The following is a 26,463-nucleotide window of genomic DNA, read 5'->3' as shown; positions in this document are numbered from 1 at the left end:
CATGCCGGAGTCCAGGGTCAGCGCCCGGTCGGATGCCACGGCCGGCGGCACGCGCAAGAAATCCCCGCCTCGCCAGCACGCCGCTGGCCTGGATTCGGCGATCAAGCTGTTCGAGCAGGCCGCTCGTACCGTCCCGCTACCGGCGGCGCCGTATCCGATCGTCATCGCCGACTACGGTGCGGGCTCGGGCCACAACTCGATGCGGCCGATCGCCGCAGCCGTTGCCGCCCTGCGCGGCCGTACCCGGCCCGCGCAGTGCGTGCTCGTGACGCATACCGACACCGCCGAGAACGACTTCACCACGATGTTCCGCGGACTGGCCGAAGACCCGGAGTCCTACTTGCGCAAGGATTCCGCGACGTTCACCTCTGCTGTCGGCCGCTCGTTCTACACCCAGATCCTCCCGTCGAACGCGGTGCACCTCGGCTGGTCGGCGTGGGCACTGGTCCGGCTCGGGAAGGTGCCCATGCCGATCGGTGACCACATCGCGGTGGCATACAGCGGCGACGACCACACTCGGGCGGCGTATGCCCGGCAAGCCGCCCATGACTGGCACGAGTTCGTCGCCTTCCGCGGCCGCGAACTGTCGCCGGGTGGTCGGTTGGTGGTGATGACGATGGCGGTTGGTGACGACGGGGACTTCGGTTACCGCCCGTTGTTCGATGCGGTGATGGACACGTTGCAAGAGTTGGTCGCCGAGCGTGTGGTGAGCGCCGATGAAGTCGAGCGCATGACGCTGCCCATCGTGGGCCGCCGGGCGGCCGATTTCGCTGCGCCGTTCGCGCCGTCGGGCCGGTTCGAGAAGCTCTCGATCAGCCACCTCGAGGTGTTCGACGCCGAGGACGTGATCTTCGGTCAGTATCGAAAAGACAAGAACGCCGACGCATTCGGTACGCGGTGGGCGGATTTCTGCCGGTTCACGGCGTTGGACGATCTCGCCGACGCACTCGGGGACGATCCGGAGCGCCGGCTTCAGTTCTTCGAGCGCATGCACGCAGGCATTGCGGCCCGGCTGGCCGCCGCACCCGAACAGATGCGGATTCCGGTGGCCCAACTCGTGTTGGAGAAGCGCCAGTCAGGCTGATCAGCCGGCGACTCGATCGCGAAAGGTGTTGCGGTAGTGCTGCGGTGTCACGCCGGTGAGTTTTCGGAACTGTTCGCGGAAGTTCGCCGCTGAGGTGAATCCGACCTGGCGGCCGACGTGCTCGATACCGTCGGACGTGCATTCGAGCAGCTGTTGTGCGTGCCGGATTCGCACCCCGGCCAGCCACTGCATCGGGGTCTGTCCGGTTTCGGCCTGAAACCGGCGGTTGAGGGTACGCACGCTGACGGCGGCACGCGCGGCGATGTCTGCCAACGTCAGTTCCCGATGTGCCTCCTGCTCGATCCAGCTCAACACATCGGCGAGTTCGGTGCGTTCGCCGATGTGGCGGGCCGTCAAGTTGTTTCGGCGAATGAACTGTGCCTGGCCGCCGTCGCGGTGCAGCGGCGCCACCGCCAGGCGAGCCGCGTCGGCGGCGACCGCGGCGCCGTGATCCCGCCCGATCATGTGCAGGCACAGGTCGATTCCGGCCGATGCACCGGCCGAGGTCAACACCTGCCCTTCGTCGACATACAGCACATCGGGATCGAGCGTCACCGCGGGGAACGCCGCCCGGAACACGTCCGCCGCCAGCCAGTGGGTGGTCGCCCGCTTGCCGTCCAGTAGACCGGCCGCGGCCAACACGAACGCCCCGGTACAGATCGACGCGATCCGGATGCCCGCCGCGTACGCGTCACGCAGTGCCGCGAGGATCTCGTCGGATGGCGTCGTGACGGCATCGTTGCAGCCCGGTACAACGACGGTGTCCGCCTCGGCGAGTCGGCACAGGCCGTGATCGGTGCCGATGCGCACGGGCCCGGCCGCCACGACCGGTTCGTCGCTGCACACCAGTACGCGGTAGGCCGGTTCGCCGGACGTCAACCGCGCCCGGCCAAAGGTCTCGACGGCGGTGCTGAGGTCGAACGTGTTGACGTCGGGCAACGCGAGGACGGCGACGGTGTGCATGCGGTTACCTCGCCGAGACCGCGGCGTCGATCAGGTGCGGTCCGGGTTCGGCGAGCGCGGCGCTGAATTGCGCGGCCAGTTCCTCTGCGGTTGTGGCTCGGGTGGCCGGGACCCCAAAACCCTCTGCGACGGCGACGAAGTCGATGTCGGGGTTGCCGAGATCCAGCAGCGACCGTGAGCGCTCGCCACTGGCGCTGGTCCCGACGCGCTGCAGTTCCATCTGCAGGATGGCGTAGGCGTGGTTGTTGAGGATCACCACGGTGATGTCGAGCCGCTCGCGGGCCATCGTCCACAGAGCCGAGATCGTGTAAGCGGCGCTGCCGTCCGCTTGGAGCGCGATGACCGGGCGGTGCGGTGCGGCGATCGCAGCGCCGACCGCGACCGGCAGCCCCTGTCCGATCGCTCCACCGGTGAGGGTGAGCAGATCGTGTGGCGCGGCGGACGCGGTTGCGGCCGGCAGCAGCACCCCGCTCGTATTGGCTTCGTCGGAGATGATGGCGTTTTCGGGCAGCAGGGTACCGATCACCTGCGCCCAGTTCTGCACAGTGAGCGGCCCGGTGGGTAACGGGGCGGGACCGTTGTCCGGTATGGCAGGCACTGCGCCACCGAGTTCGTCGGCGAGTTTCTCCAGATCGGCGACCGCGAGCGTGTGCACCTGCGCATCCGCGGGGACGAGTTCACTCGGCTTGCCCGGATAGGCGAAGAACGACACCGGTTCTCGGGCACCGGCGAGGATGAGATGTGTTGTGCCGTCGAGCTGTTGAGTCGCGAGTTCGGCCAGATACTGCAGCCGGTCGAGCGCGGGTATGCCGCGGCCCCGGGCCAGGCGGGCCGGGAATGTCTCGACCAATGTGCGCGCGCCGGCGGCCGCACGAATCCGCGCGGCCGCGGTCAGGCCCGCGGCGTCGGTGGCCGTACCGCCCAACAGGATGGTCACTCCGTCCCCATGAGCTCGCAGCAGATCGGCGGCCTGCACGATTTCCAGACCGGCATCGTCGTGCGCCTCGGACGTTTCCGGATCGGGCAGGTCGGTCTGGGTCGCCGTGCCCCACGAATAATCGGCGGGCAGAATCACCGTGGCCACTCGTCCGGGCGGGCCCACTGCGCTGCGGACGGCATCGCGCACCACGGCGTCGAGATCGGCCGCAGAAGCGGGCCGGTGCACCGAACCATGCAGCCACGTACCGAGCGCATCGATGTCGGATTCCAGTGGTGCGTCAAGCTTTTTGTGGTAGGTGGCATGATCGCCCACGACGTTGACGACCGGACTGTATGCCCGCCTCGCGTTGTGCAGGTTTGCCAGTCCATTGGCCATGCCGGGACCGAGGTGCAGCAGGGTCGCCGCGGGCCGGCCCGCGATGCGCGCATATCCGTCGGCCGCCCCGGTCGCGACGCCCTCGAACAGGCACAGCACCGGACGCATCGCTGGAGCCGAATCGAGTGCGGCGACGAAGTGCATCTCCGAGGTTCCCGGATTGGCGAAGCACACCTCGACGCCCTCGGCGAGCAGGCGCTGCAGCACCACCTGCGCACCGGTGCTCATGAGCGCGCCCGTCCGGCGTCGAAGGCGCCGACTTCACGTTGATTCCGCCGGTCATGCACCCGTCCATAGTGATCGGCCATCCCGTCCGGCGCCAGTGCGTGGCCGACGAGAGCGGCCATCGCCAATGCTTCGGCCCCGAGCACCACCTATTGACTGATTATCAATCAGTATGCGAACGTGAACGTCTGTAACCACGGGCCGTCAACAGGATGTGGGCATGAGCAAACGGCGGATAGACCTGCGCGGCAAGCGGATTCTGGTCACCGGTGCATCAAGCGGCATCGGGCGTGAACTGGCGCTGGCGTTGGCGGGCAAGGGCGCAGTCCTGGCAGTGGCGGCCCGCCGGGAAGACCTCCTCATTCGACTGGCGGACGAATTATCCGACGCCGGACCTGCGCGGCCCATCGTTCTGCGCGCCGACCTCGCCGTGCCGGGCGCGGCCACCGACCTCGGCGGACGGGCACTGAAGGCACTCGGAGGCGTCGACATTGTCATCAACAACGCCGGGGCCAATCTCGCCGGCGCGCAGTCATCCGTCGCAGACTCGGAAGCCGCACGCCGGGTGTTCGAGGTCAACCTGTGGTCGCCGCTCGCCCTCACCGCAGCGCTGCTGCCCGCCATGCACGCGGCCGGCAGCGGGACGATCGTCAACGTCACTTCCACCGTGCAGGCCGTACCGCTGCCCTTGCTCGGCTACTACGCGGCATCGAAAGCCGCACTGGCGCAGGCCACCCGCTCGCTGCGGCTTGAGCTGGCCGAAACTCCGATCAGGGTCGTGGAGGTGGTGCCCGGTTCCACCGACACTGGTCTACGCGACATCGACGAATTGCCCTGGAAGACCGCGCCACCCAGGACCGCGCCGCCGGTCTCGCCCGCGGCGACCGCTGCCGCCGTGGTCCGCGCACTGCAGCGCGGCGCGACGCGCGTCGTCTACCCCAGCTACTCACTGCTTCCGCTGGAGGTCCCGGCAATCGGCCGGCTCGTCGCGGCGATCGGCGGCCGACGGGTGAACACGCTCGGCGCGCTGGACCTTGAGGGCAACCGATGAGCAATCGGCGTCAGCTGATCATCGACGCGGCCCGGAAGCTGTTCGCCACCCGTCCGTACGATCAGGTCACCACGTCGGAGATCGCCAAGCAGGCCGGCGTGGCCTACGGGTTGATCGCCCACCACTTCGACAACAAACGCGGACTGTATCTGGCGGTCATGAATGAGATAGCCGTCGAAATCGCCGCCGCACAGCTCGCGCCGCCACCATCCGACGCGGGCCCCGTCGATCAGCTGCGGCATGCATTGCGCAACCACATCACCTACATCGACTCGTACTCCGACAGTTTCGTTGCGCTGCTGCGCGGTGCACTCGGCGCCGACCCTGAGCACCAGGCCGCGATAGAACGCCTCCGTTGGCTGGGGGCACAACGAATTCTGTCGGCGCTCGGCATTGTCGAGCCCGTCACGGCAGCGCTTCGCACGGCCATGCACGGCTGGGTCGGCTACCTCGACGAGATGATGATCGACCGGATCACCAACCGCGACATCGATGTCGACGTACTGGTCGAACTGGCCACCGCCGCACTGGTCGCCACGCTGCGCACCGCGGCCGTGGTCGACCCGTCGATTGCCTACTCCCCTGATGTCACTGACGCGCTGGAGTCGTTTCGGTGACCGGGTTGGCGCAGATGACCTCGACCGTCGCGTCGATCAGCGCCTCGAGATCATCCGCCGAAGCTCCGGTGCGGACCCGCACCGCCAGATTGTTCAGCGCGGCCGTAGCGATCTGAGCCAGCACCTCCGGTGGATGCCCGGCGAGCTCACCCTCGTGGGCCGCACGCTCGAACCGTTCGGTGAACGCGACCGTGAATGCGCCGAATGTCGCGTCGACGACGTCGCGGATATCCCTGTCCCCGAAGGCCTCTGTTACGGCCGTGCCGATCAGAAAGCAACCGCGCGAGCCGTCGGCCAGATAGAAATCCCGCGCGCCCCGGTAGACCGCCCGTAACGCCTCGCGCAGCGGCACCGGGCGCTGCAATGCTTCGGCCACCACGGCGCGACTGGTCTCGGCATAGTCGGTCACCGCCCGCCGATACAGCGCACGCTTGTCGCCGAATGCCGCGTAGATACTGGGCCGGTTCATGTTCATCCCAGACGCCAGATCGTCCAGCGACGTGCCGGCATAGCCGTTGCGCCAGAAGACATCACGAGCCAACCCGAGTGCACGAGCCGGGTCGTACGCACGTGGACGTCCTCGCCGTTTCGGTTCAGCACTGGTCACCGCCAGAATTTTATACTACTTTGCACAAAATGAGCATCTACCACGTCGAGGCCGGCGAGGGTGAGCCGGTTCTCCTGTTACACGGATATCCGCAGAGCGCATCGTGCTGGCGTCATCAGATCCCGACTCTGGCGGCACGACACCGCGTCATCGCACCGGACTGGCCGGGTTTCGGCCGGTCGGACCCACCTCCCACGCCGGCCACCTACGATGCCGAGGTGGAGCGCATCGGCGAACTCGCCGACAGTTTCGGCCTGGACCGTTTCAATCTCGTCGCCCACGATTACGGCGGTTTCCTCGGCCTTGGCTACACACTTCGTCATCCCGAGCGCGTGCTGCGGCTGGCCCTGCTGAACACCCGGGCCCACAGCATTTTTCGGCCCTGGTTCTACCACTTCTCGCGGGGCCAGCGCTGGGCCGTGACGAACACCCCCGGCCTGGCACGGCGCCTGCCGTTGAGCCGTATCCACCAGCTCTTCCTTCGCCCGTATCGCCGGCTCGGCTGCTGGGACAGCGCGATCGAACACGAGTACCTGGATTGGATGGACACACCACAGGGACGGCGCACCTTCGTCGACTTCTTCACGAACTACCACCTGCCGGTCGTCCCGTGGCTCGCCGTGGGGCTCAACACCATTGCCTGCCCAACTGCCGTCATCTGGGGTGACCGGGACCGCTACATACCGGTGCGCACCGCTGTGGAACTCGCCGAGCGAATCCCCAACGCGACGTTGACGCGCCTGCGCGGTGCGGATCACTACGTGATGGAAGAGCGGCCCGCGGAGGTGACAGAGGCACTGGTCGAGCTGCTGGCCCGGCCGTGCGTCGTTTCCGGCAGCCGCTGATTGGCAAGATTCCGTTGCGATATGGCCATCTGGCCACTGTTGAGCGGTGGTCGAGTGTCGCAACGATGGCGACATGTATGCGCAAATTCTGTTGTTCGACGGATTCGACCCGTTGGATGTCATCGCACCGTTCGAGGTATTGAGCGCCGGCAGCGACTCGATCGGCGGCGAGCTGATCGTGGAACTCGTTGCAGCGGAAGGGCCGAGACTCGTCGTCAGCGGTAACCGCGGGCTGGCGCTGCAGGCGACCGGCCGACTCGACCCCGAGAAGCCCGGATTCGTGATCGTCCCCGGAGCGGCCGGGCCTGTCGACGGCGACCCGGACGAAGGTGCGGTGACCATACCGGTGCTGTTGGCCCGATTCGGTGAGACCGCGGCCGTTGGGTTGATGCGCCGGGCCATGGCCAACCCTGACATCGTCGTGGCGTGTGTGTGCGGCGGTTCGCTGGCCCTCGCGATGGCGGGCCTGCTCGAAGGCCGACGCGCTGTCACCCATCACCTCGGCATGGACGTGCTTGACGCGACGGGCGTGACACCGATCGCCGCCAGAGTCGTCGACGACGGCGATCTGGTGACGTCCGGCGCGGTGACCTCCGGCCTTGATCTTGCCCTGCATCTGTTGCATCGAACCTATGGCCCACGCATCGCATTGGCCGTGGAGTCACTGTTCGACTACGAACGTCGCGGAACCGTCTGGACCGACACCGGCCGCCACGCGGAGGCGGCGTGATGGGCCTCGACGGAACTTGGGACGTCAAGATCAAGACTCCGATCGGTTCACTGGCCGTGATCTACCGGTTCTCGGAAATCGACGGCATCGTCACCGGCTCCGCGGAAGGCAGAGGCGAGACCGTCCGACTCGAAGACATCACCGTCGTCAACCAGTCTGACGCACAACAGGTTACGTGGAAGCAGTCGATCACCAAGCCCATGCGACTCAACCTCGACTTCGACGTCAGGGTGACCGGCGACCAGATGTCCGGGCACTCCAAAGCCGGCCGCTTGCCACGCTCAGCTGTCAGCGGCATCCGTCGGGTGAATCAGGCTGGTTGACAGTCTGTTTCATCGTCCTCGGCGTTGTTGTCGGTGAGGTAGGTCTGGGGGTGGTGATAACCGTTGGTCCGGGCTTGCCCCGTGTCGAGTAGGGGTGGTGGGGTCCATTGGCAGCGGCCGTTGCGCATGGTGGTGGTCCATTTGCCTTTGGCGACCAGGCGGTTGTCGGGCCCGCAGGACAGGGCGAGTTCATCGATGTTGGTCTGCCCACCCACGGTCCAGTCGTGTTGGGCGTGATGGGCTTGGCAGCGGTAACCACCGGCGCTGCAACCGGGCCGGGTGCAGCCCCGGTCACGGGCGAACAACACCAACCGCTGGGCCGGGGTGGCGATGCGTTTGGTCCGCCCGAAGTACAGCGGCACCAGGGTGGCATCGTCGAACACCGCCAGGTAGTGCCAGGCGTGGGCGGCGAGGCGGATCACGTCGGGGATGGGAAGTTTCGACCCGCCGGCGGTGACGGCGATGCCGGCGCCGGCTTCCAGTTCGGCCAGGGTGGTGGTGACGATCAACGCCACCGGCAACCCGTTGTGCGAGCCGAGCTTGCCCGACATCAACGCATGACGCCCGATCGCCACCAGGGCGTCGTGATTGCGTTGCGCGGCGGTGCGGGTATCAGCCTCGATCGCCTGCTCCGATGGTGTGCCGGTGATGCAGGGTGATTCGTCGTCGGGGTTGCACATGCCGGGTGCGGCGTATTTGGCCAGCAGCGGTTCGACCACGGCGCGGGCTTCGGCGTTGAGCCATCCCGACACCTTCGAGGTGCCGTCGGGCTGCTGCGGATGGATGACGAGGCCACGTGTGCGCTCGGCGGCGTCGACCGGTTCCTCACCATCCTGATTCAACAGATACAGCGCTTCGGCGACGGTGTGGCGCACCGTCTCGGGGGTCTCCTGCGCGGCCACCGCCACGAGTTTGCGTTCGAAGGCGTCGCGGCGTGCCGCATTCACCCAATCGGGGCATTTGGTGAAGAACGTCTCCAACTCATCAACGTGATCGGCCGTCAACCAGCCACCGGCCTGGGCGGCCGCCGTCGCTGCCCGCACCGGTGTGAGCGCTTCGCCGGTCACTGATCGGCGTGGCCCGAAATTCATCGCATCCCGGACCCGCCGCCGCGCCTCAGTTCCCGAGATCCGCAGCCGGATCCGCAGCGCTTCGGGCCAGGACTTCGCCCCGATCGCCGCCGGGGTCGTGGACTCCGAGAGCGCACTGATCGCAGCATGCTCGACCACCGGCACCAGATTGCGGACCTCCTGGACCCCCGCGCATACCTCCAGCAGGTCGGCTTCGGGCAGCGACCCCCACGGCAGATCGCGTACACCTGCTATCGCCGCGCGTAACGCGGCGAGCCGGTCCACCACCGAGGAATCCATGCATCGAACACTAGTTCGAACCACCGACAAGAAATCGCCGCTTGTGACTGCCGAGACCAAAGTGGCCAAAGATTTCGCTGACTCCTTGAACTTCCTCATTATGATTCTTATAGGGATGAATACGGTAGTTTGTGACCATGACCGTCGCGGTGTACTCGGCAGAACAAGTGGCCGACATCCTTGGACTGCACGTACGCACCGTGCGCGCATATGTCCGTGACGGCCGCCTGCCTGCCGTGCGGATGGGCAAGCAGTACCGCATCACCGAACAGGCCTTGCGCACGTTCACCGGAGCAACTGCCGTCAAGCCGGCCGGCAAGCCACACGCGCACGTCTCGGCAGTCGCGCACATCCACAACGTCGACCGCCTCACGATGGACCGCGTCACCACACATCTCACGGCCGCAGCGGTCGGCGACTCAAACCGGAAGGCGAAACTCAACATTCATTCGTCTTATGACGAAACCTCCTGCCGGCTGACGATTTTCGTTGACGGTGATCCGGAAGCCACGGCAGCTGTGATCGGTTTGATCGATGGCTTGACACGTCAGGACGAGAAGTGAGTAACACCGTCTACCGATCGCCGGCCGGCCAGAACGCCATCGAGCGCAGCTACCGCGAGCACCTTCAGCGTTGGACCACGCCGGTGCGACAGCGCACCGTCCCGACGCGGGAGGGCGAAACGTTCGTTCTCGACTGCGGCCCCGCTGACGCACCACCGGCCGTGTTGCTTCACGGCGCCGGAAGCAACAGCGCGATCTGGCAAGCCGATGCGCCGCGTTGGTCACTGACCCACAGGCTGTACATGGTCGATGTCATCGGCGAACCCGGATTGAGTGCACCGGTTCGACCCGACCTGAACTCCGATGCCCATGCGCTGTGGCTCGATGACGTATTCGATGAACTGCGTATCGATACCGCCGCCATCGTGGGTGTGTCGTTGGGCGGTTGGCTGGCCACGGATTACGCGATCCGCAGGCCCGGCCGCGTACAACGACTGGCCCTGCGGGCCCCTGGCGGTATCGGCCGCCAACGCTACGGTGCGGTTCTCGCGGCTCTGGTCCTCGCACCATTCGGAGACCGCGGCACCCGAACGGCATTGCGGATTGCCCTCGGACCCGGCACGGTTCCTGACCCGGTCATCGACTACATGCTGTTGATCCAACGCAACTACCGGCCCCGCCGCGACACGCTGCCCATCTTCTCCGATGAGCAGCTACAAGCCATCACCGCACCGCTTTACGTCGCACTGGGCGCAGGTGACCGCTTGCTCAACTCACGCGATACGGCCACACGCTTGAAGCGCTTACAACCCTCGGCGTCGGTGAACCTTCTCGCCGGCACGGGTCACGGCATGTTCGATGACGCCGACGACATATATACGTTCCTCAATGAGGGGTCAAAGTCCTTGGGCGGCAACCCGACCTAGCCGCCGGCCCCACCCGCTCCCCCGCCCCCGGGCGCGGGCACCCAAGGCAGTCCCGGGATGGTCGGGTAGGGAGCCGTCGGGCTCCACGGTGGCTGAGTCGAGGTCGGCGCCTGAGTCGTGGCGGGGGGCGGCTCAGTCGTCGTAGGCGGTGGCGGTGGCGGGGTTTCCGTTGTGGGCTGCGGGGTTTCGGTCACCGGCGGCGCCTGCGGCGCTGGCGGCGGCACCGTCTGGGTCACCGTTTGCGGCGGCGGAGCCTCATGTGTCACCACCTGGGTCTGCTGCGGCTCGGGTGCCGTCGCCTCGACGGGTACCGCAGGCGGCGGCGTCTCGGGTGGTGCGGTGGTGGTCGTGACCGGAGCGGTCGTCGCGGCCGGAACCGCGACGTCTCCGCTGTCGCGGTTGTTCATCAGGAGCACTGCGGCGACAGCGACCAGAGCCGCCGCTCCGCCGGCGCCGGCCAGCACGGCACGACGCCGGTACCAGGGTTGCGCGACGGACTCCTCGTGCTCGGTCAGCTCGCGCTCGCCGAACTGCAATTGCGGCCGCGCCGTGGTGCGCATGCCCGGCTCAGGCCCGAAATCGTAGTCGTCCACCTCAGCGACGTCCGGAATGTCCTGCGCGTCCGACCACGCCAACGCTTTCGGGGCAGCGGGCGGCTCGGGCGCGACCAGCGCCGCCGCGGCGGTCGGCGGCGCAGCCGAAGGCGCCATCGCGGTCATCCCCTCTTCGACGGTCCCGCGCACCGCAGTCAGCCCACCTCCGATGGCGGCAGTCAGTTCGGGTTGCGCGCCGGTGATCACCGGAACACGGAAATGCGCGGACAGCGTCGTCGTGATCGCCGGAATCCGCGCGCCCCCACCCATGGTCGCCACGGCCACCAGATCAGCGGGACGCAGCCCGCTGCGATCGACCGTGTCGTGAAGGACCGCGACGAATTCGTCAAGAGGCTCGCGAATGGCGTCGTCGAGTTCGTTGCGGTTGAGCCGCACGTCGCTGCGGTGGCCCGGCAACTCGGCGACAAGTGCCGTGACCGACTCGACCGACAGCCGTTCCTTGGCGCGGCGGCACTCGCCGCGCAGTCGGCCCAGTGAGCCGATCGCGGAGGTGCTGGCGAGATCGATCGTGCCCGCCGCGGACAGGTCGTTGACGACGTGCGTGAGCAAGGCCTGGTCGATGAGGTCGCCCGACAGATCGGGATGGCGAACGGTCGGCGCAATGGGCTGGTAGCCGTTGCCTGCGTCGGCGAGGGTGATGCTGGTGCCGCTGCCGCCGAAGTCGCATACCGCGATCACGCCACGGGTCGGCACGCCTGGCTCGTCCTGCAGTGCCGTCAGCGCCGCGGTCGCGTCCGAGACAAGCGTCGGTGTGTCGCGGAACTCGGGCACGGCCGCCAGGGCGCCACGAAGCGCCTCGACCTGGTTGGGCCGCCAGTGCGCCGGATGCGTGACGGCGACGGGATCACCTGCAGGGCGTCCCGCGGTCACGGTGTCCAGCAGCGCACCGAGGGCATCCGCGACGAGCGTCTCTCCACGATGCGACGAACCGTCGGGCGCCAGAATGCCGACCGGGTCACCGACCCGGTCGACGAAGTCGGTCAGGATCAGTCCGCGTTCGGTGAGGTTCGGGTTCTCACTGGGCACGCCCACCTCGGAGGCGCGATGCGGATAGAGCGTCAGCACCGGCGACCGCGTCACCGCGGCTCGGCCCACTACCACTGCGGTCAGGTTGGTCGCGCCAACCGACAGCCCGATCCCGTCAGCCATGTCGTCCCGTCTCGAGAGAAACCCTATCCGGTATTCAATCTCTTTTGACGCGGCCGGCGTTACTCAGCGAATCGTGCCGACACCAGGAATCAGTGGTAGATCCAGGGCCGTCACCCACCCTGGCGAATGTTCGTTGACCGCGGGCACGGCGTTGAGCGCACGCAGCCCGGTGGCCAGGCAGCCGGCGGCCGCCGCATCGCGGCCCGAACCGTCGGTGAACCGGAACGCGGTCTCCTGCGAGACGCTCGGGGTGCCCTCGATGTCGACGCGGTAGACGTCGTTGTCGTTTCCGGACGGCCAGTCCGGGGCGGCGTCCGGGCCGATGCGGTTGACGTGTTCGAGTTGGATTCGGGTCTCGCCGCGGTAGACGCCGTTGATGGTGAATCGGACGGCGGCTACGTTGCCGGGCGCGATGATCCCCTTGGCCGTCTTGCGTTCGTCGGGGGTGACCCATTTGTCCCACGTGGTGGTGATCTCGTCGAGCTCGATGCCCGCCGCGTGGGCGATCATGGGAACCGTTGCGCCCCAGGCGAAGATGAGGATGTCGGGGCTTTCGAGCAGGGGCCGATGCTCGGGCGGCTTGCCGATGCCCATCTCGAATTCGTAGTCGCCTGTGTAGTTCGTGTAATCCAACAATTCCGAGGCGCGCACCCGGCGCACCTCTGAGCACAAACCCATCAGCGTCATCGGGAACAGGTCGTTGGCGAAGCCGGGATCGATGCCCGTGGTGAAGCACGACGAACCGCCGGCCTCGCACGCCTCGGTGATCGGTTCGATCCAGTTGGGCGGATTGAGGTGCATTTTCGGCCATACCCACGGCGTCATCGCGGTCGAGCAGACGTCGATTCCGGCCCGCAGGAACCGGGTGATCAACGCGATGTTGGCGTCGGCGTGCGCGGCCGTTGGCCCGTAGTGGACGAGAGCGTCGGGCCGCAACGCGATGAGCGCGTCGACGTCGTCGGTCGCGGTGATGCCGATCGGCGCGCCGAGGCCGCAGATTTCGCCGACATCGCGGCCCACCTTCTCCGGATTGCTGACCCCGACACCGACAAGCTCGAACAGCGGATGTCTGACGATCTCGGCGATCACCATGCCGCCCACAAAACCGGTGCCCCAGACCACGACTCGTTTCGTCACGGCGCTCACCTTAGGGCTTCGGCCAGCCCTCCAAGGCCAGATCGGCGATCGCGTGCAGTTCCGCACGGCCGGCACCACTGCGGGCCTGGATCGAAATACCTTGGCACACGGCGCTGATCCAGCGAGCCAGCAACAAGGTGTCCACGTCGGACAGTTCGCCCGCAGTCACCGCCTGGTCGAACCGGCGCGCCAGCTCGTGCGCGGCCGCGTCGCGAAAGTCGGCCAAGCCGGCGCCATTTCCGACCAGCAGGCAGCCATTCGGGCCACCGGAGGTTGCGTCGGCCGCCCCGTGCACCATGGCTTCGGCGACCTCGCGCGCGGTCGCACGAGTGAGTGCCGTTGCCATGTAGCCGCCCGGACCGTTGATGTAGCGGCGCTTTGCCCGCTCGAAGAGTCCTTCTTTTGAGCCGAACTCGGCGTATATGCCGCGGCGGTTCACCCCGGTTGCGTCGGTCAGATCACTGATCGACACACCCTCGTAGCCCCGGTCCCAGAACAGCTTCATCGCGATGTCCTCGACCATGTCGGGGTTGAACTCCCGGGGTCGCCCTACCGCCATGCTCCACCTTCCGTGATACGCGTCACAACAGGAATCTTCCGCTCGACAATGGACTTGACCTCATCATACTTTGTAACCAATCGGTTCGAAACAACTTCGAGAGGTATGCGATATGAGTACAGCACCCCTAGCCGGGCGGCGGGCCCTGGTAACCGGAGGCTCACGCGGAATCGGCGCGGGCATCGTGCGCCGACTCGCTGCCGACGGCGCCGCAGTGGCGTTCACCTATGCATCGTCGGCGACCGAAGCCGACAAACTGGTGGCCGATGTGAGTGCCGACGGCGCCAAGGTGGTGGCCATCAAGGCCGACAGCGCCGATCCCACCCAGGTGGCCGCGGCCGTCGAACAGGCCGTCGCCGACCTCGGCGGCTTGGACGTGCTGGTCAACAACGCCGGAACCGCGCACGTCGCGCCGATCGACGAGTTCCCGCAGGATCAGTTCGACCGCCTCGTCGCGATCAATATCGGTGGTGTGTACTCGGCCATCCGCAGCGCAGTCCGTCATCTCGGTGAGGGTTCACGGATCATCAACATCGGCAGCATCAACGCCGACCGCGTGCCCGTCGCCGGCTTGTCGGTGTACGCAATGACGAAGGGGGCGGTCGCCTCGCTGACCCGGGGCCTGGCACGTGAACTCGGACCCCGCGGCATCACCGTCAACAACGTGCAGCCCGGCCCGATCGACACCGACATGAATCCCGCCGACGGCGAATTCGCCGATGCCATGCGGGAAGTCATGGCGCTGGACCACTACGGACACACCCGCGACACCGCTGCGGTGGTGAGCTTCCTGGCAGGCCCGGAGTCCGGATACATCACGGGCGCGAACTGGAACGTCGACGGCGGGTACACCGCGTGACGATCACAGACTGACGAAGCCCGAAGGCGGTCGCGCCGGCCCGAGTGATACCCGTCACACCGGGCATCGATACGCCCGTTCGCAACGTCCCTATTTACCGACCGTTGACACCACACGGAAGGGCCCGAAATGACCACAGCACCGTTAGCCGGTAGGCGCGCACTGGTAACCGGCGGCTCACGCGGAATCGGCGCCGGCATCGTCCGACGGTTGGCCGCCGACGGCGCCGCCGTGGCTTTCACGTACGGCGCATCTGCCGTCGAGGCCGAGAAACTCGTCGCCGAGTTGACCGCCGACGGCGCGAAAGCCGTGGCAATTCAGGCCGACGCCGCCGACCCGGCCCAGGTGGCGGCGGCGGTCGAACAGACGGTCGCCGACCTCGGCGGCTTGGACGTCCTCGTCAACAACGCCGGAACCGCTCACATGGCACCCATCGACGAGTTCCCGCAGGAGGAGTACGACCGAGTGGTGGCCGTCAACATCGGCGGCGTGTACTCGGCGATCCGCAGCGCGGTCGGCCATCTCGGTGAGGGATCACGAATCATCAACATCGGCAGCATCAACGCCGATCGCGTGCCGACGGGTGGAACCGCCGTCTACGCGATGACCAAAGGCGCCGTATCGTCACTCACGCGCGCGCTCGCCCGCGAACTGGGACCCCGCGGCATCACCGTCAACAACGTGCAGCCCGGCCCGATCGCCACGGACCTGAACCCTGACGAAGGCGAATTCGCCGACGTGGTACGGCAAACCACCGCGTTGGGCCGGTACGGGCACACCGGCGACATCGCCGCAGTGGTCAGTTTCCTGGCCGGCCCGGAATCGGGATATGTCACCGGGGCGAACTGGAACGTCGACGGCGGCTTCACCGCCTGACGGTCACAGGTCGACAGGGTCCACCGGCTGCGGCTCCGACGTGTCTTTCAGGCGGGCTTTGAATTGCATTGCCCGGTAAGGCCATCCGGAGTTGGTATGCCATTGCGACACCACGAGCCCGACACCGCCGTCGATGTCGAAGCGTGAGCCAGGGAGCACATAGCCACCGTAGAGTTGGGCGACCCGGTTCTGCGCATGGTCTTCGTTCTCCCAAGCCGATCCCGCGATCGGTGTCTGGACCGGCGTGGTGTGCAGGTTCGCCAACGGCGAATCGATCACGCGGTATCCCAACGCGTACTTCGACGCGAAAAACCCGCCGAGAACCCACTTCCCGGGTGCGACACGGCGAAAGCTCAGTTCACCCCAGCGCTCGGCGGCCGGGGTGATCGGCGTGGCACGGCGGCCCCATTCCCAACCCGCGTCGGTATGGCCCCAGCTCCAATAGGATTCGGGGTCGCCGATGCGGCCCGGACGAACTCGCATCAGGATGATGCCCTTATCGCGCTGAAAACCGGTGGAAGCCACGTAAACCCAGCCGTCGTCGGGGTCGTAGTCCCAGGACCAGCACTGCGCGTGGCCGCGGTGCAGACCGGCCGGAAACTTCGAGCCGAAGCGCTCCCATGAAACACCGCAATCGTCCGAACGCCAGATCTCGGTCCAGATGACGTTGCCGAATCCGCGATTGACGATCGCGTGCAAGTAGAGCGAATCCCCCACGCGCAACAGATCACTCGGGATGACGGTACTGATGGCGTTGCGCCGCCAGCCCGACGCGTTGTGGACGTAATGCCACAGCTGACGCGCGTACAGCGGGTCCGGGCCGCCCGCCCGTTCGTAGACGATCTCGTGATTCGCGTCGCCGGTGCCGATCAACACCACCGGTGAACGCCAGTCACCTTCCCCGACCCGGCGGCCGGAGAACGTGTCGCCGAAGACCGACACCAACTTGCCGTTCGGGGCGAGCACCGAGGCACCGAGGTCGGTGCAGGTCACCCCGAACCGATCGGTCAGTCCTGGGCCGGTGAGATCACATACCTTGCCGTTGCGCAGCGGGATTCGGCGTCCGGCTACGTGCACAACCGCAGGCCCCACGGCTCACAGTCGAGGGGGTACGCCTCGACGGGCAGCGGCAGCGGCTTCTGGTAGGCGAGCGTGAACGGCACGGTGTGAATCGAGGGGGCCAGCCCGCACACCGCGTTGTGCGCCACCGATCGAGTGCCGCTCAGCGTCACATCGTTGAACCGGTAGGTCTCGGTGATCGGCGCCCAGCTACCGTCCGGGCACTGCATGCCCTCGATCTTGGACGTGATGAACTGCCACTGACCGTCGGCCAGCCGGGCGTCACCGCCGCTCGTGCCGCGCGACGCCTCGACGTGCAGCCGGCATGCCACGGCCAACTCGAGCGGCTCGCGCAGATCTCCGACCACCGGCACGCAGGACGGGTAGATCGACCACGTCTGAGGCTCCAAACCCTCCTGCGTATAGGTGTAGACACCGTTCATGACGGGCTCGGCTTGAACAGGGCTGGCAAATCCCAGGCCTGCGCCGAATCCGAACGTGAACACCAGGGCGGTCGCAGCAGCCATGCGCTTGAAGGTCACAATGGGTGAGTATCGCAGTCTTCATCAGCGTCGTCACCGGTTTGTCCGTCAGGCGTTTCCCGGTCCCGGTGACGACCCGTAGCGGGTGAGCGAACACGCAGATCACCCGCGGTGATCCTGGAGAGATCGTGACTTCACGACCAGCGGTTAAAGCGTTACTCGCAGTCTTGGTGTGCCTGCTCGCGGCGTGCTCCACCGGTGAACGGGTGGATCTCGGGGACGAGTCCTCGGGCAATCTCATCGCCGCCATCGCGGGCGAGCCCGACCAGCTCGACCCGCACCGGACCAGCGCATATTTCTCGTTCGAGGTGCTGGAGAACGTGTTCGACACGCTCGTCGAACCCGACGAGAACCTGCACATGCGCCCGGCGCTGGCGGAGTCGTGGGAGGTCAGCGGCGATCAGCTCGCCTGGACCTTCCACCTCCGTGAGGGCGTCACCTGGCACGACGGCAGCCCCCTGACCGCCGACGACGTCGTGTACTCGTACCGCCGCATCATCGACGAACAGTTGACCAACGTCGACAAGTTCAGCGCCGTCACCGACGTGAGCGCCCCGGATCCGGCCACGGTCCGCATCACCGTCAAGCACCCCACGCCCAACCTGTTGACCAATCTCGGCGGGTTCAAGGGCATGGCGATCGTGCAGCGCAGCAACGTCGAGAGTGGACAGATCGCCACCCACCCGATCGGTACCGGGCCGTTCTCGTTCGCCGGCCGCAAGAGCGGCGACTCCATCACGCTCAAGGCCAATCCGAACTACTGGGGCGGGGCACCCGGCGTGTCGGGTGTGACGTTCCGGTTCATCTCCGAGCCCTCGACCGCGCTGTCGGCGCTGCAGGCCGGTGAGATCGACTGGACCGACTCGGTGCCGCCGCAGCGCGTCGCGCAGTTACGTGACGACGACTCGTTGACACTCGCCGTCACCCCGAGCAACGACTACTGGTACCTGGCCCTCAACGAGGCTCGCCAACCCTGGAACGACGTGCGGGTGCGCCAGGCGATCGCGTACGCGATCGACCGCGACGCGATCGCGGCGGCCACGAGTTACCGCACCGCGATGACCAACCAGCTGGCCATCCCGGAAGGCAACCCGTGGTACACGCGCTATGACCGGTACCGCTACGACCTCGACGAGGCGCGACGGCTCCTCGACGAGGCAGGCGCCGATCCGCAGAACCTCGACATGCTCGTCACCAGCGAGTATCCCGAGACGGTGACCGCGGCCCAGATCATCGCCGACAACCTTGCGCCCCTTGGCATCACGGTGAACATCCGCACCGTCGACTTCGCGACGTGGCTCGACGAGCAGAACACCGGGAACTTCGACATGCTCATGATGGGCTGGCTCGGCAACATCGACCCCGACGACTTCTACTACGCGCAACACCATTCGAGCGGAACGAGCAATGCGCAGAAGTTCTCCGATCCGGAGGTGGACCGACTGCTCGACGCCGGACGCGTCGAGACCGACACCGCCAAGCGAAAAGACGTCTACACCAAGGCCGCAACCCGGATCGCCGACGAGGTGAGCTACATCTACCTGTACAACCCATCGGTGATCCAGGCCTGGGCCAACAATCTGTCCGGGTACGACGCACGTCGCGACGGGGCGATCCGTTTCCGCGGCGCGGAATTGAATGCGGGTGGTGCGGAATGAATCTCGGTATCGCACGGTTTCTCGCCCGGCGGCTGCTGTACTCGGTGGTGGTGCTCGTCGGGGTCCTGATCGTCGTGTTCGCCCTCGTCCATCTGGTGCCGGGCGATCCGGTGCGCATCGCGCTCGGCACCCGCTACACCCCCGAGGCGTACGAGGCACTGCGCACGGCCAGCGGCATGGACCGACCGATTGTCGAGCAGTTCTTCGGTTATCTCGGTTCGGCACTGACCGGCGATCTCGGGGTGAGTTTCCGCAACGGCGACCCGGTCACCGTGACCCTGCTGGAGCGGCTACCGGCGACCCTGTCGCTCGGCCTCGTCGGCATCCTCATCGCGCTGGTGATCGCATTGCCTGCCGGCATCTGGTCGGCCTTGCGCGAGGGCCGGGCCAGCGACGCGATCGTCCGCATCGCCAGTCAGTTCGGCGTATCGATTCCCGATTTCTGGCTCGGCATCCTGCTGATCGGTCTGTTCGCCTCGACGCTGGGCTGGTTGCCGACCTCGGGATACCGGCCGCTGTTCGACGATCCCGGCGGCTGGCTGCGCCACATCATCCTGCCGGGGCTCACCGTGGGTCTGGTCGCGGCCGCGATCATGACGCGGTATGTGCGGTCGGCAGTGCTCGAGGTCGCCGCGATGGGCTACGTCCGCACCGCGCGGTCGAAAGGTCTGCCGCCGCCGGTGATCACGTTCCGACACATCGTCCGCAACGCGCTGCTGCCGGTGCTGACCATCACCGGTATTCAGCTCGCGACGATCCTCGGCGGCGTCATCGTGGTGGAGGTGGTATTCGCGTGGCCGGGCCTCGGCCGGCTGGTGTTCAATTCCGTTGCCGCGCGCGACTACCCGGTGATCCAGGGCGCGGTCCTGCTGATCGCGGCGCTGTTCCTGCTCATCAACCTGATCGTGGATGTGCTCTACGCGGTCGTCGACCCGAGGATCCGGCTGTCATGACCACTCAGACCGAGAGCCGCGTGGCGTCGTGGCGGCTGTTGCTGTCCAACCCGGTGACCACCATCAGCGCCGTCGTACTGCTCGCGGTGATCGTCGTGGCGTTGACCGCACAGTGGATCATTCCGTTCGGCGTCAACGACATCGATGTGCCCAATGCGTTGCAGGCCCCGAGCGGATCGCACTGGTTCGGCACCGATGAGCTTGGGCGGGATGTGTTTTCGCGGGTGCTCGTCGCCGTCCAGGCGTCGCTTCGGGTCGCGGTGGTCAGCGTGGCGCTGGCCGCGGTGATCGGCGTGACGATCGGCGTGGTCGCCGGATACCGAGGCGGGTGGCTCGACACGATCGTGATGCGGGTGGTCGACGTGATGTTCGCCTTTCCGGTACTGCTGCTGGCGCTGGCGATCGTCGCGATCCTCGGCCCCGGCATCACCACGACGATGTTGGCGATCGGCATCGTCTACACCCCGATCTTCGCGCGGGTTGCCCGCGCCAGCACGCTGGGCGTACGGGTCGAACCGTTCGTCGCGGTATCGCGGACGATGGGTACGGGCAGCATCTACATCCTGACGCGACACATCCTGCCGAACATCGCCGGACCGTTGATCGTTCAGCTGTCGTTGTCGCTGGCCTTCGCGATCCTGGCCGAGGCGTCACTGTCGTTCCTGGGTCTGGGCATCCAGCCGCCGCAGCCGTCGCTGGGCCGGATGATCTTCGACGCACAGGGTTTCGTGACGTTGGCCTGGTGGATGGCGGTGTTCCCGGGGGCTGCGATATTCGTCACCGTGCTGGCGTTCAACCTGTTCGGTGACGGGCTGCGCGACGTGTTGGATCCCAAGCAGCGCACGCTGATGGAAGCCAGGAGGGGCCGGTGATGACCACACCTGTGCTGAGCGTCCAGGATTTACGGGTGGCGATCGGCCGACGGGAGATCGTGCGCGGCATCTCGTTCGATGTGCACCGTGAGCAGACTGTCGGCATCGTCGGCGAATCCGGATCGGGCAAGTCGATGACGGTGCTGGCCGCCACCGGTCTGTTGGATGCGCCGGGCGCGGTGGTGGCGGGTACCAGCACGCTGGCCGACGGTTCGCAACTCGTCGGCGCGTCGGCCCGGCTGCTGCGCGAGGTGCACGGCGGGCGTATCGGATTCGTGTTCCAGGATCCCGGCACCTCGCTGAACCCGCTGCTGTCGCTGGCCCGGCAGATCACCGAAACGCTTGAGACGCATCGCAACATGAGCCGGCGCCAGGCCCGAACCCGGGCCGGTGAGTTACTCGACGCGGTGGGGCTGCCGCAGGATCGGCTGGATTCTTATCCGCACCAGTTGTCGGGTGGCCAACGGCAGCGGGTGATGATCGCGATCGCCCTGGCCTGCGATCCCGAGCTGCTGATCGCCGACGAGCCGACCACCGCGCTCGACGTCACAACACAGGCTCAGATCATCGATCTGGTCGCCGATCTTCAGCGCGATTTCGGGACCGCAGTGGTCTGGATCAGCCATGACCTCGGTGTGATCGGTCAGGTTGCCGACGAGGTGACCGTGCTGCGTGACGGCGAGGCGGTCGAGCAGGCACCGATCCTCGACGTGTTCGACCGGCCCCAGCACGAATACACACGCGAACTGCTTGCCGCCCGGCCCCGTGTCGATGGTGCCGGACCTGCCGGGGCGCCCGACGACGCGCCGGTCTTGTTGGACGTGCAGGGGCTCACCGTGCACTACTCAGGCGTGCAGGCTGTGCGCGATGTGTCGTTTCAGATCCGGCGCGGCAGCACCCTGGGCGTCGTCGGTGAGTCGGGCTCGGGCAAGTCGACGGTGGCAGCTGCGCTGACCGGGCTCACCGAGCCGTCGGCGGGCACCGCGACCCTCGACGGTGCCGACGTGTTCGACGGCGTCCGGGATCTGCGCAGGCGAATCAGCCTGGTGTTCCAGGATCCGTTCGCGTCGTTGAATCCGCGTGCGAGGGTCGGTGCGGCGATCGGTGAACCGCTGCACGTGCACCGGCTGGCCAAGGGCCGGCGGGCGCGCGCCGAACGGGTCGCCCAGCTTCTCGAGCTTGTCGATCTGCCACCGGATTTCGCGTCGCGCTATCCGCACGAACTCTCGGGCGGCCAACGGCAGCGGGTCAGCATCGCGCGGGCGCTGGCCACCGAACCCGATCTGCTGATCCTCGACGAATCGACGGCTTCCCTTGACGTTTCGGTACAGTCGCGCGTGCTGGACCTGCTGGCCGATCTGCAGCGCGAACTCGGGTTGGCCTACCTGTTCATCGCCCACGACCTTGCGGTGGTGCACCGCATGAGCCATGACGTGCTGGTGATGCGCGCCGGCGAAGCCGTGGAGTACCGGCCCGCGGCCGAGTTGTTCGCCGCGCCCGAGCACGAGTACACGCGCACACTGCTGGCCGCGGTTCCGCCCACGCGGCCGCATGAGAAGGTCTAGCGCATGACTCTTGATGGGAAAGTCGCGTTGGTGACGGGTGCTTCGTCGGGCCTCGGTGCTGCGGTTGCTCAGTTGTTTGCCGCGCGGGGTGCATCGGTGTTCGGTATCGCCCGCGACGCCGAGCGGATGGCGGCCGTGTTCGAAGATGTCCCCGGCGGTAAGTACGAGTCGGTGGACATCTCGTCGTCGGAGGCCTGCGGGCAGGCGGTCACGCGCTGCGTCGAGGAGTTCGGCCGGCTCGACACCCTCATCAACGTCGCAGGCTTCCACCAGATGCGGCACACGCTCTCGGTGACCGATGACGACTGGGACAAGGATCTGGCCGTCAATCTCAACGGCCCGTTCTTTCTGTGCCGCGCGGCGGTGCCGCATCTGCTCGACGGCGGCAACATCGTCAACGTCGCGTCCATCGCCGGCATCGAAGGCGAGGTCTACTCCGCGGGTTACTGCGCGGCCAAGCACGGACTCGTCGGCCTCACCCGGGCGCTGGCCATCGAATTCACCTCGAATCGGTTGCGGGTCAACGCGGTTTGTCCCGGCGGCATGCTGACGCCCCAGACCACCGAGTTCGCCGCGCCGGAGAACGCCGACTGGAATCTGATCATGCGCATCGCGGCCCCGCGCGGAATGATGGACGTGGCCGACGTCGCGAAGACCATCGCGTTTCTGGCCAGTGACGACGCGGCCGCCGTGCACGGCGCGGTCTACGTCGTCGATGCCGGCAAGACGGCGGGGTAATCTTCGCCGACCCGTTCCCACCGCCGCCCGATGCGCGCACCATGGAGGTGTCCGACGAGCAGGCGAAGGGAGCAGGCGATGAAGGCGCACGTCGGCGATTTCCTGGTGGTCAAGGGCACGACCACCGACCAGCACGAGCAGCACGCCGAGATCATCGGGGTGCGCGCCGAGGACGGCTCTCCCCCATATGTGGTGCGCTGGCTCGTGACCGGGCATGAGGCGACGGTCTATCCCGGCACCGACGCGGTGGTGGTGTCGGCCGACGAACACAACAAGGCCGCCCAGCGCGCGGCGGAGCGGTCGAGCCGGCCGGGCACAGTGAGCTGAGGGCGGATCAGCTGCTGGTTGTCGCCAGGGATGTCCGCATGAGCATCACGCTGTAATCCGACCACCGCGACAGCGTGAAGTACAGGTCGCTGCCCTTCGACCACGGGTGAATGTAGGGCGCATAGATTCCGCCGGGGATCGCGGTGGAGCTGACGATGGTCTTCGCCTGACTCCACGGCCCTTCGGGTTTGTCCGCCGTCCGCATGACCACTGCGGACGCGGCGTTGGTGTAGAGCATGACGAACTTCTTGAGGTAGTCGTTGTAGGCCACCGACATCTCGCTGCCCGGAGCCCACACCACTTGTATGGCCAGGAACGGGAAACCCCTCAGCCAGCCGAACGGGGTGTAGTACTCGTAGGCCGATTTGTCGGCGACCGCGTTCTCGGCCACGCGCGACAGGAACGGCATGCCGCCCCGGCCCGCCCCGGTGCCGTAGGCGTAGACGTAGCCGCCGTACCGTACGTAGGCGCCCATCTGGAAGTTCTGGTCGCCCCATACGAACGGCACACCGGGAACGGTGTTGAACCAGCTCGGCCGGATGCTCGTGACCGGCACGGTCCAGGTCTCGCCGTTGTTGGTCGACACCGCCACCGCGGAGAAATTCGTCGACCACTGCCCCGGTGCGCCCCACTGGCTCACCGACATGAAGTTTACGTATTGGGTTGTGCCGACCGATATTCCGGCGGTCGGTATGACGGTCACCTCGGTGGCGGCCAACCCGAGGCTCTGGATCACCTGCTTGGAGAAGTTGGGCCGCGCGGCGTCGACCGGCGAGCCGGCGTAGACGTTGCCCGGTACCGGGTTGGGCACGCTCATCCCGTCGGCGAGGTTACGATCGGCACTGCGGAACAGGGTGTTCTTGCGCCATTCCTGATCGGCCACACTGCAGTTGCCGAACGTGTCGCCGAACGCGATGAGCACCTGGTTGTTGGCACCGGATTGCCCGTTGTCCCAGATGATCCCGAGGTCCGCACCCGATATTCCGAAGCGCGAATAGCTGTCGGTGTTGGGTCCGGTGATCCAGTCGACCGTGGTGGCTGCCGACGCCGCGGGTGCGGCGGCGGCGCGAGCGGCGGTGTTCGGCGCGACGGCGGTGTCCTTGGCCGCCTCGGAGGTGGCAGCGGTGCTCGCCGGTTTGCGTCCGATCGGCAGGTGCAGGATCGGCAGACGCGGGGTCGCACTGCGCGCCGACGCGCCGGCCGGCGGCACCGAACACGGGTCAGCGGCCGCGGGTGGCGCGGTGAGCAGTGAATGCACAAGCGCGACTGCCACAGTGGATGCGAGGGTCACCGATGCCAGACGACGGAAGGCCGGCATGACACACCTTTCGGGCTGACGCGTGCGGATATCTGCGCTGAACCCCGGAGCGCGATCTAGATGTGACAATAGTTGCTACAGAGACGGATGTGGTTTGCCGGCGACGATCCGGTATCCATCCGTGATCGCTTTGAGACCAGACGCCCCACTGCGCCCTCAACGTTCTAGTGCAGCGGCCGGCGGCTGCGCGACGCTGGGTTGTGGCCCGCGCCGGGCAGGACCGAACACGTCAGGTTTGTCCGGCCAGATCCGGTGGACGATCGGGCAGCCGATCAGCGCGACAAGGCCCGACGCGATCAGTCCGCCGTCGATGCCACCGATCATGAACGCCAGCGGCCCGGTGTAGGCGTCGTTGACCGAGAACAGCATGCCGGTCACCGCTGCGACCGACCACAGGACCAGCATGCGCGGATTCAAACCGCCCCTGTACCAATAGATCCCACCGCGCAGCCGCCGATTGAACACCTGCAGGTCGTCGACGTCGTAGTAACCGCGCCGCAGCACATGGCCGTAGACAACGATCACCACCCAAGGAATCGAGAAGCAGACCAGCAACTGGAGATAGATCGACATTCCGCTCTCGATCCGGTCGTAGAAGTGCCCGACGTAGACCAGTGCAGTCGCGAGCCCGCACGCCAGCAGCGTCGCCTGAATCCGGTTGAAACGCGGGAAGATCGCGCTGGTGTCGAGTCCCGTACCGTACGTGTTGATGACCGCCTGTGTGGTACCCGAGGCCAGGCCGAGGTAGAGCAGAGCCGGGATGTACCACAGCGGCACGATGTCGACGACTCCGAAGACGAACGAGGTGTCTGCGTCCGCGGCACCGGCGTTGAATGCCGCCGCCGAAGTGAATGCACCCCACAAGAAACAGACGCCCATCCCAAAAATGCCGCCAATTAACAGGGTCAGCACAATCCGGCGGTCGGAGTACTTCTTCGGTGAGATATGGCGCGTCCAATCACCCGAATAGGCTGCGTAAGACGAGACCGTGGCCGCGCACAGCAATGCCGAGACCAGCCAGCTGTTCAACTGTGAGCCGAACGCATAGTCGCCGGTGCCGGCATAGGAAGCATCGAAGTCCCTGCTGTACACGAACAATCCGATGATCATGCACAAGCCCGCAGTCGGCAGGATGAACCGCAGCGAAGCCATCATGCTGTGATGTCCGAACACGGAGATGAAAGTGACCGTGATACTCAGGACACCGTAGGCCACCAGTCGAACCACTTCGTTGTCCGGCATACCGAAAAACCGGATGAGGGCCGAGGCCAGCGCGTCGCCGCCGGTCCAGATCGAGATGGCGGCGAATGCCAGGCTGGCTGTCCCCTCGAGGACAGACCCGATCAGGCGACCCGCGACACCGAAGTAGGCGCCGCTGGACACCGGATTATTGGTTCCCGAGTGCGGCCCCATCAGTCCGGACAGGCCCAGGAAGATGGCGCCCACCGCTGATCCAGCCATGATCGAGGTGGCCGCCGACCACCAACCAAGGCCGAAGGCGATCGGATACCAACCGATGATGAACACCCCGAATGTCATGCTGCCACCAAGCAGCAACACATAGAGGTTGCTCGGCCTGGATCGGCGTTCGTCTTCGGGGATGTAATCGATGCCGTGTCGCTCCACCTGCGGGAGCCGACCGCGCGGCGCGGTGTTCGAGTCCTTGTCTAAGTCCATG

At 66.5% G+C, this 26,463-nt stretch carries 27 protein-coding genes; 16 read left to right on the top strand and 11 right to left on the bottom strand.

Annotated features, from left to right (window positions below; all coding sequences use genetic code 11):
* Position 1 precedes the first annotated feature (1 nt).
* Positions 2-1,084: a class I SAM-dependent methyltransferase gene (locus tag AWC31_RS31800; protein ID WP_085149029.1), complete on the top strand. Its 1,083-nt coding sequence runs from the start codon at positions 2-4 to the stop codon at positions 1,082-1,084.
* Here AWC31_RS31800 and AWC31_RS31795 read toward each other — a convergent pair whose 3' ends face one another.
* Both AWC31_RS31795 and AWC31_RS31790 read right to left on the bottom strand, forming a co-directional pair.
* Positions 1,085-2,047 (bottom strand): GlxA family transcriptional regulator, encoded by a 963-nt coding sequence (locus AWC31_RS31795; RefSeq protein WP_085149026.1) that lies wholly within the window; start codon positions 2,045-2,047, stop codon positions 1,085-1,087.
* Between the two features lie 4 nt (positions 2,048-2,051).
* A complete protein-coding gene (locus AWC31_RS31790; protein ID WP_085149023.1) occupies positions 2,052-3,590 on the bottom strand; it encodes an acetolactate synthase large subunit in 1,539 nt (512 codons plus the stop codon).
* A 217-nt stretch (positions 3,591-3,807) separates the two neighbouring features.
* Between AWC31_RS31790 and AWC31_RS31785 the strand changes: the two genes are divergently transcribed.
* Together AWC31_RS31785 and AWC31_RS31780 are read left to right on the top strand one after the other, a co-directional pair.
* Positions 3,808-4,638 (top strand): SDR family NAD(P)-dependent oxidoreductase, encoded by an 831-nt coding sequence (locus AWC31_RS31785; protein ID WP_085149020.1) that lies wholly within the window; start codon positions 3,808-3,810, stop codon positions 4,636-4,638.
* Positions 4,635-5,255: a TetR/AcrR family transcriptional regulator gene (locus AWC31_RS31780; RefSeq protein ID WP_085149017.1), complete on the top strand. Its 621-nt coding sequence runs from the start codon at positions 4,635-4,637 to the stop codon at positions 5,253-5,255. Before AWC31_RS31785 ends, AWC31_RS31780 begins: the two co-directional genes overlap by 4 nt.
* On the opposite strand, the gene AWC31_RS31775 is transcribed toward AWC31_RS31780, so the two are convergent.
* Positions 5,227-5,862: a TetR/AcrR family transcriptional regulator gene (locus tag AWC31_RS31775; protein ID WP_165766092.1), complete on the bottom strand. Its 636-nt coding sequence runs from the start codon at positions 5,860-5,862 to the stop codon at positions 5,227-5,229. The genes AWC31_RS31780 and AWC31_RS31775 overlap by 29 nt on opposite strands.
* 29 nt (positions 5,863-5,891) lie before the next feature.
* Between AWC31_RS31775 and AWC31_RS31770 the strand changes: the two genes are divergently transcribed.
* The 3 genes from AWC31_RS31770 to AWC31_RS31760 all read left to right on the top strand — a co-directional run bounded on the left by AWC31_RS31770 (position 5,892) and on the right by AWC31_RS31760 (position 7,760).
* Positions 5,892-6,707 (top strand): alpha/beta fold hydrolase, encoded by an 816-nt coding sequence (locus AWC31_RS31770; protein ID WP_085149011.1) that lies wholly within the window; start codon positions 5,892-5,894, stop codon positions 6,705-6,707.
* Positions 6,708-6,780: 73 nt separating this feature from the next.
* Positions 6,781-7,437, top strand: a complete 657-nt coding sequence (locus AWC31_RS31765; RefSeq protein WP_085149904.1) for a DJ-1/PfpI family protein — start codon at positions 6,781-6,783, stop codon at positions 7,435-7,437.
* On the top strand, positions 7,437-7,760 hold the full coding sequence (locus AWC31_RS31760) for a hypothetical protein (protein ID WP_085149008.1): 324 nt from the start codon (positions 7,437-7,439) through the stop codon (positions 7,758-7,760). Before AWC31_RS31765 ends, AWC31_RS31760 begins: the two co-directional genes overlap by 1 nt.
* Here the strand turns inward: AWC31_RS31760 and AWC31_RS31755 are convergent.
* The gene (locus tag AWC31_RS31755) at positions 7,748-9,130 is read right to left on the bottom strand and encodes an HNH endonuclease signature motif containing protein (protein WP_085149005.1); all 1,383 of its coding nucleotides are present in this window, start codon (positions 9,128-9,130) and stop codon (positions 7,748-7,750) included. The two genes, AWC31_RS31760 and AWC31_RS31755, sit on opposite strands and share 13 nt — an antisense overlap.
* Positions 9,131-9,267: 137 nt before the next feature.
* Here AWC31_RS31755 and AWC31_RS31750 point away from each other — a divergent pair, with 137 nt between their 5' ends.
* Complete coding sequence (locus AWC31_RS31750; protein ID WP_085149002.1) at positions 9,268-9,693, top strand: helix-turn-helix domain-containing protein; 426 nt, start codon at positions 9,268-9,270, stop codon at positions 9,691-9,693.
* Positions 9,690-10,559 carry an alpha/beta fold hydrolase gene (locus AWC31_RS31745; RefSeq protein WP_067852246.1) on the top strand — a complete coding sequence of 290 codons (870 nt, stop codon included), beginning with the start codon at positions 9,690-9,692 and terminating at the stop codon, positions 10,557-10,559. Before AWC31_RS31750 ends, AWC31_RS31745 begins: the two co-directional genes overlap by 4 nt.
* Here AWC31_RS31745 and AWC31_RS31740 read toward each other — a convergent pair.
* The 3 genes from AWC31_RS31740 to AWC31_RS31730 all read right to left on the bottom strand — a co-directional run bounded on the left by AWC31_RS31740 (position 10,556) and on the right by AWC31_RS31730 (position 14,018).
* A complete protein-coding gene (locus AWC31_RS31740) occupies positions 10,556-12,322 on the bottom strand; it encodes an Hsp70 family protein (RefSeq protein WP_085148999.1) in 1,767 nt (588 codons plus the stop codon). The genes AWC31_RS31745 and AWC31_RS31740 overlap by 4 nt on opposite strands.
* Before the next feature lie 63 nt (positions 12,323-12,385).
* Positions 12,386-13,414 (bottom strand): NAD(P)H-dependent amine dehydrogenase family protein, encoded by a 1,029-nt coding sequence (locus AWC31_RS31735; protein WP_085149902.1) that lies wholly within the window; start codon positions 13,412-13,414, stop codon positions 12,386-12,388.
* A gap of 55 nt (positions 13,415-13,469) precedes the next feature.
* Positions 13,470-14,018 carry a TetR/AcrR family transcriptional regulator gene (locus AWC31_RS31730; RefSeq protein WP_085148996.1) on the bottom strand — a complete coding sequence of 183 codons (549 nt, stop codon included), beginning with the start codon at positions 14,016-14,018 and terminating at the stop codon, positions 13,470-13,472.
* 112 nt (positions 14,019-14,130) lie between these two features.
* Between AWC31_RS31730 and AWC31_RS31725 the strand changes: the two genes are divergently transcribed.
* Both AWC31_RS31725 and AWC31_RS31720 read left to right on the top strand, forming a co-directional pair.
* On the top strand, positions 14,131-14,877 hold the full coding sequence (locus tag AWC31_RS31725; RefSeq protein ID WP_085148994.1) for an SDR family oxidoreductase: 747 nt from the start codon (positions 14,131-14,133) through the stop codon (positions 14,875-14,877).
* Positions 14,878-15,006: 129 nt separating this feature from the next.
* Positions 15,007-15,753 carry an SDR family oxidoreductase gene (locus AWC31_RS31720; RefSeq protein WP_085148991.1) on the top strand — a complete coding sequence of 249 codons (747 nt, stop codon included), beginning with the start codon at positions 15,007-15,009 and terminating at the stop codon, positions 15,751-15,753.
* 3 nt (positions 15,754-15,756) lie between these two features.
* Here the strand turns inward: AWC31_RS31720 and AWC31_RS31715 are convergent, their stop codons facing one another.
* Both AWC31_RS31715 and AWC31_RS31710 read right to left on the bottom strand, forming a co-directional pair.
* Complete coding sequence (locus AWC31_RS31715) at positions 15,757-16,845, bottom strand: glycoside hydrolase family 183 protein (RefSeq protein ID WP_234817062.1); 1,089 nt, start codon at positions 16,843-16,845, stop codon at positions 15,757-15,759.
* Positions 16,821-17,339 carry a hypothetical protein gene (locus AWC31_RS31710; RefSeq protein ID WP_207626460.1) on the bottom strand — a complete coding sequence of 173 codons (519 nt, stop codon included), beginning with the start codon at positions 17,337-17,339 and terminating at the stop codon, positions 16,821-16,823. The genes AWC31_RS31715 and AWC31_RS31710 overlap by 25 nt, the downstream gene beginning before the upstream one ends.
* A gap of 143 nt (positions 17,340-17,482) precedes the next feature.
* On the opposite strand from AWC31_RS31710, the gene AWC31_RS31705 reads away from it, so the two are divergent.
* From AWC31_RS31705 to AWC31_RS31680, 6 genes are all read left to right on the top strand, one after another.
* On the top strand, positions 17,483-19,012 hold the full coding sequence (locus AWC31_RS31705) for an ABC transporter substrate-binding protein (protein ID WP_085148985.1): 1,530 nt from the start codon (positions 17,483-17,485) through the stop codon (positions 19,010-19,012).
* Positions 19,009-19,965 (top strand): ABC transporter permease, encoded by a 957-nt coding sequence (locus AWC31_RS31700; protein WP_085148982.1) that lies wholly within the window; start codon positions 19,009-19,011, stop codon positions 19,963-19,965. Before AWC31_RS31705 ends, AWC31_RS31700 begins: the two co-directional genes overlap by 4 nt.
* Complete coding sequence (locus tag AWC31_RS31695; RefSeq protein WP_085148979.1) at positions 19,962-20,837, top strand: ABC transporter permease; 876 nt, start codon at positions 19,962-19,964, stop codon at positions 20,835-20,837. The genes AWC31_RS31700 and AWC31_RS31695 overlap by 4 nt, the downstream gene beginning before the upstream one ends.
* Positions 20,837-22,402: an ABC transporter ATP-binding protein gene (locus AWC31_RS31690; protein WP_085148976.1), complete on the top strand. Its 1,566-nt coding sequence runs from the start codon at positions 20,837-20,839 to the stop codon at positions 22,400-22,402. The genes AWC31_RS31695 and AWC31_RS31690 overlap by 1 nt, the downstream gene beginning before the upstream one ends.
* 3 nt (positions 22,403-22,405) lie before the next feature.
* The gene (locus AWC31_RS31685) at positions 22,406-23,140 is read left to right on the top strand and encodes an SDR family NAD(P)-dependent oxidoreductase (RefSeq protein ID WP_085148972.1); all 735 of its coding nucleotides are present in this window, start codon (positions 22,406-22,408) and stop codon (positions 23,138-23,140) included.
* A 78-nt stretch (positions 23,141-23,218) separates the two neighbouring features.
* The gene (locus AWC31_RS31680) at positions 23,219-23,467 is read left to right on the top strand and encodes a DUF1918 domain-containing protein (RefSeq protein WP_067852232.1); all 249 of its coding nucleotides are present in this window, start codon (positions 23,219-23,221) and stop codon (positions 23,465-23,467) included.
* A gap of 7 nt (positions 23,468-23,474) precedes the next feature.
* Here AWC31_RS31680 and AWC31_RS31675 read toward each other — a convergent pair whose 3' ends face one another.
* Positions 23,475-24,785: a glycoside hydrolase family 183 protein gene (locus tag AWC31_RS31675; protein WP_085148969.1), complete on the bottom strand. Its 1,311-nt coding sequence runs from the start codon at positions 24,783-24,785 to the stop codon at positions 23,475-23,477.
* A gap of 156 nt (positions 24,786-24,941) precedes the next feature.
* Entirely contained in the window at positions 24,942-26,462 is a 1,521-nt protein-coding gene (locus tag AWC31_RS31670; RefSeq protein WP_165766091.1) for a purine-cytosine permease family protein, read from the bottom strand.
* Position 26,463 lies beyond the last annotated feature (1 nt).

This window comes from Mycolicibacterium wolinskyi (assembly GCF_002101965.1).
Taxonomy (GTDB): Bacteria; Actinomycetota; Actinomycetes; order Mycobacteriales; family Mycobacteriaceae; genus Mycobacterium; species Mycobacterium wolinskyi.
Note: the sequence above shows the minus strand (reverse complement) of the source record. Positions and strands in the feature narration are given on the sequence as shown.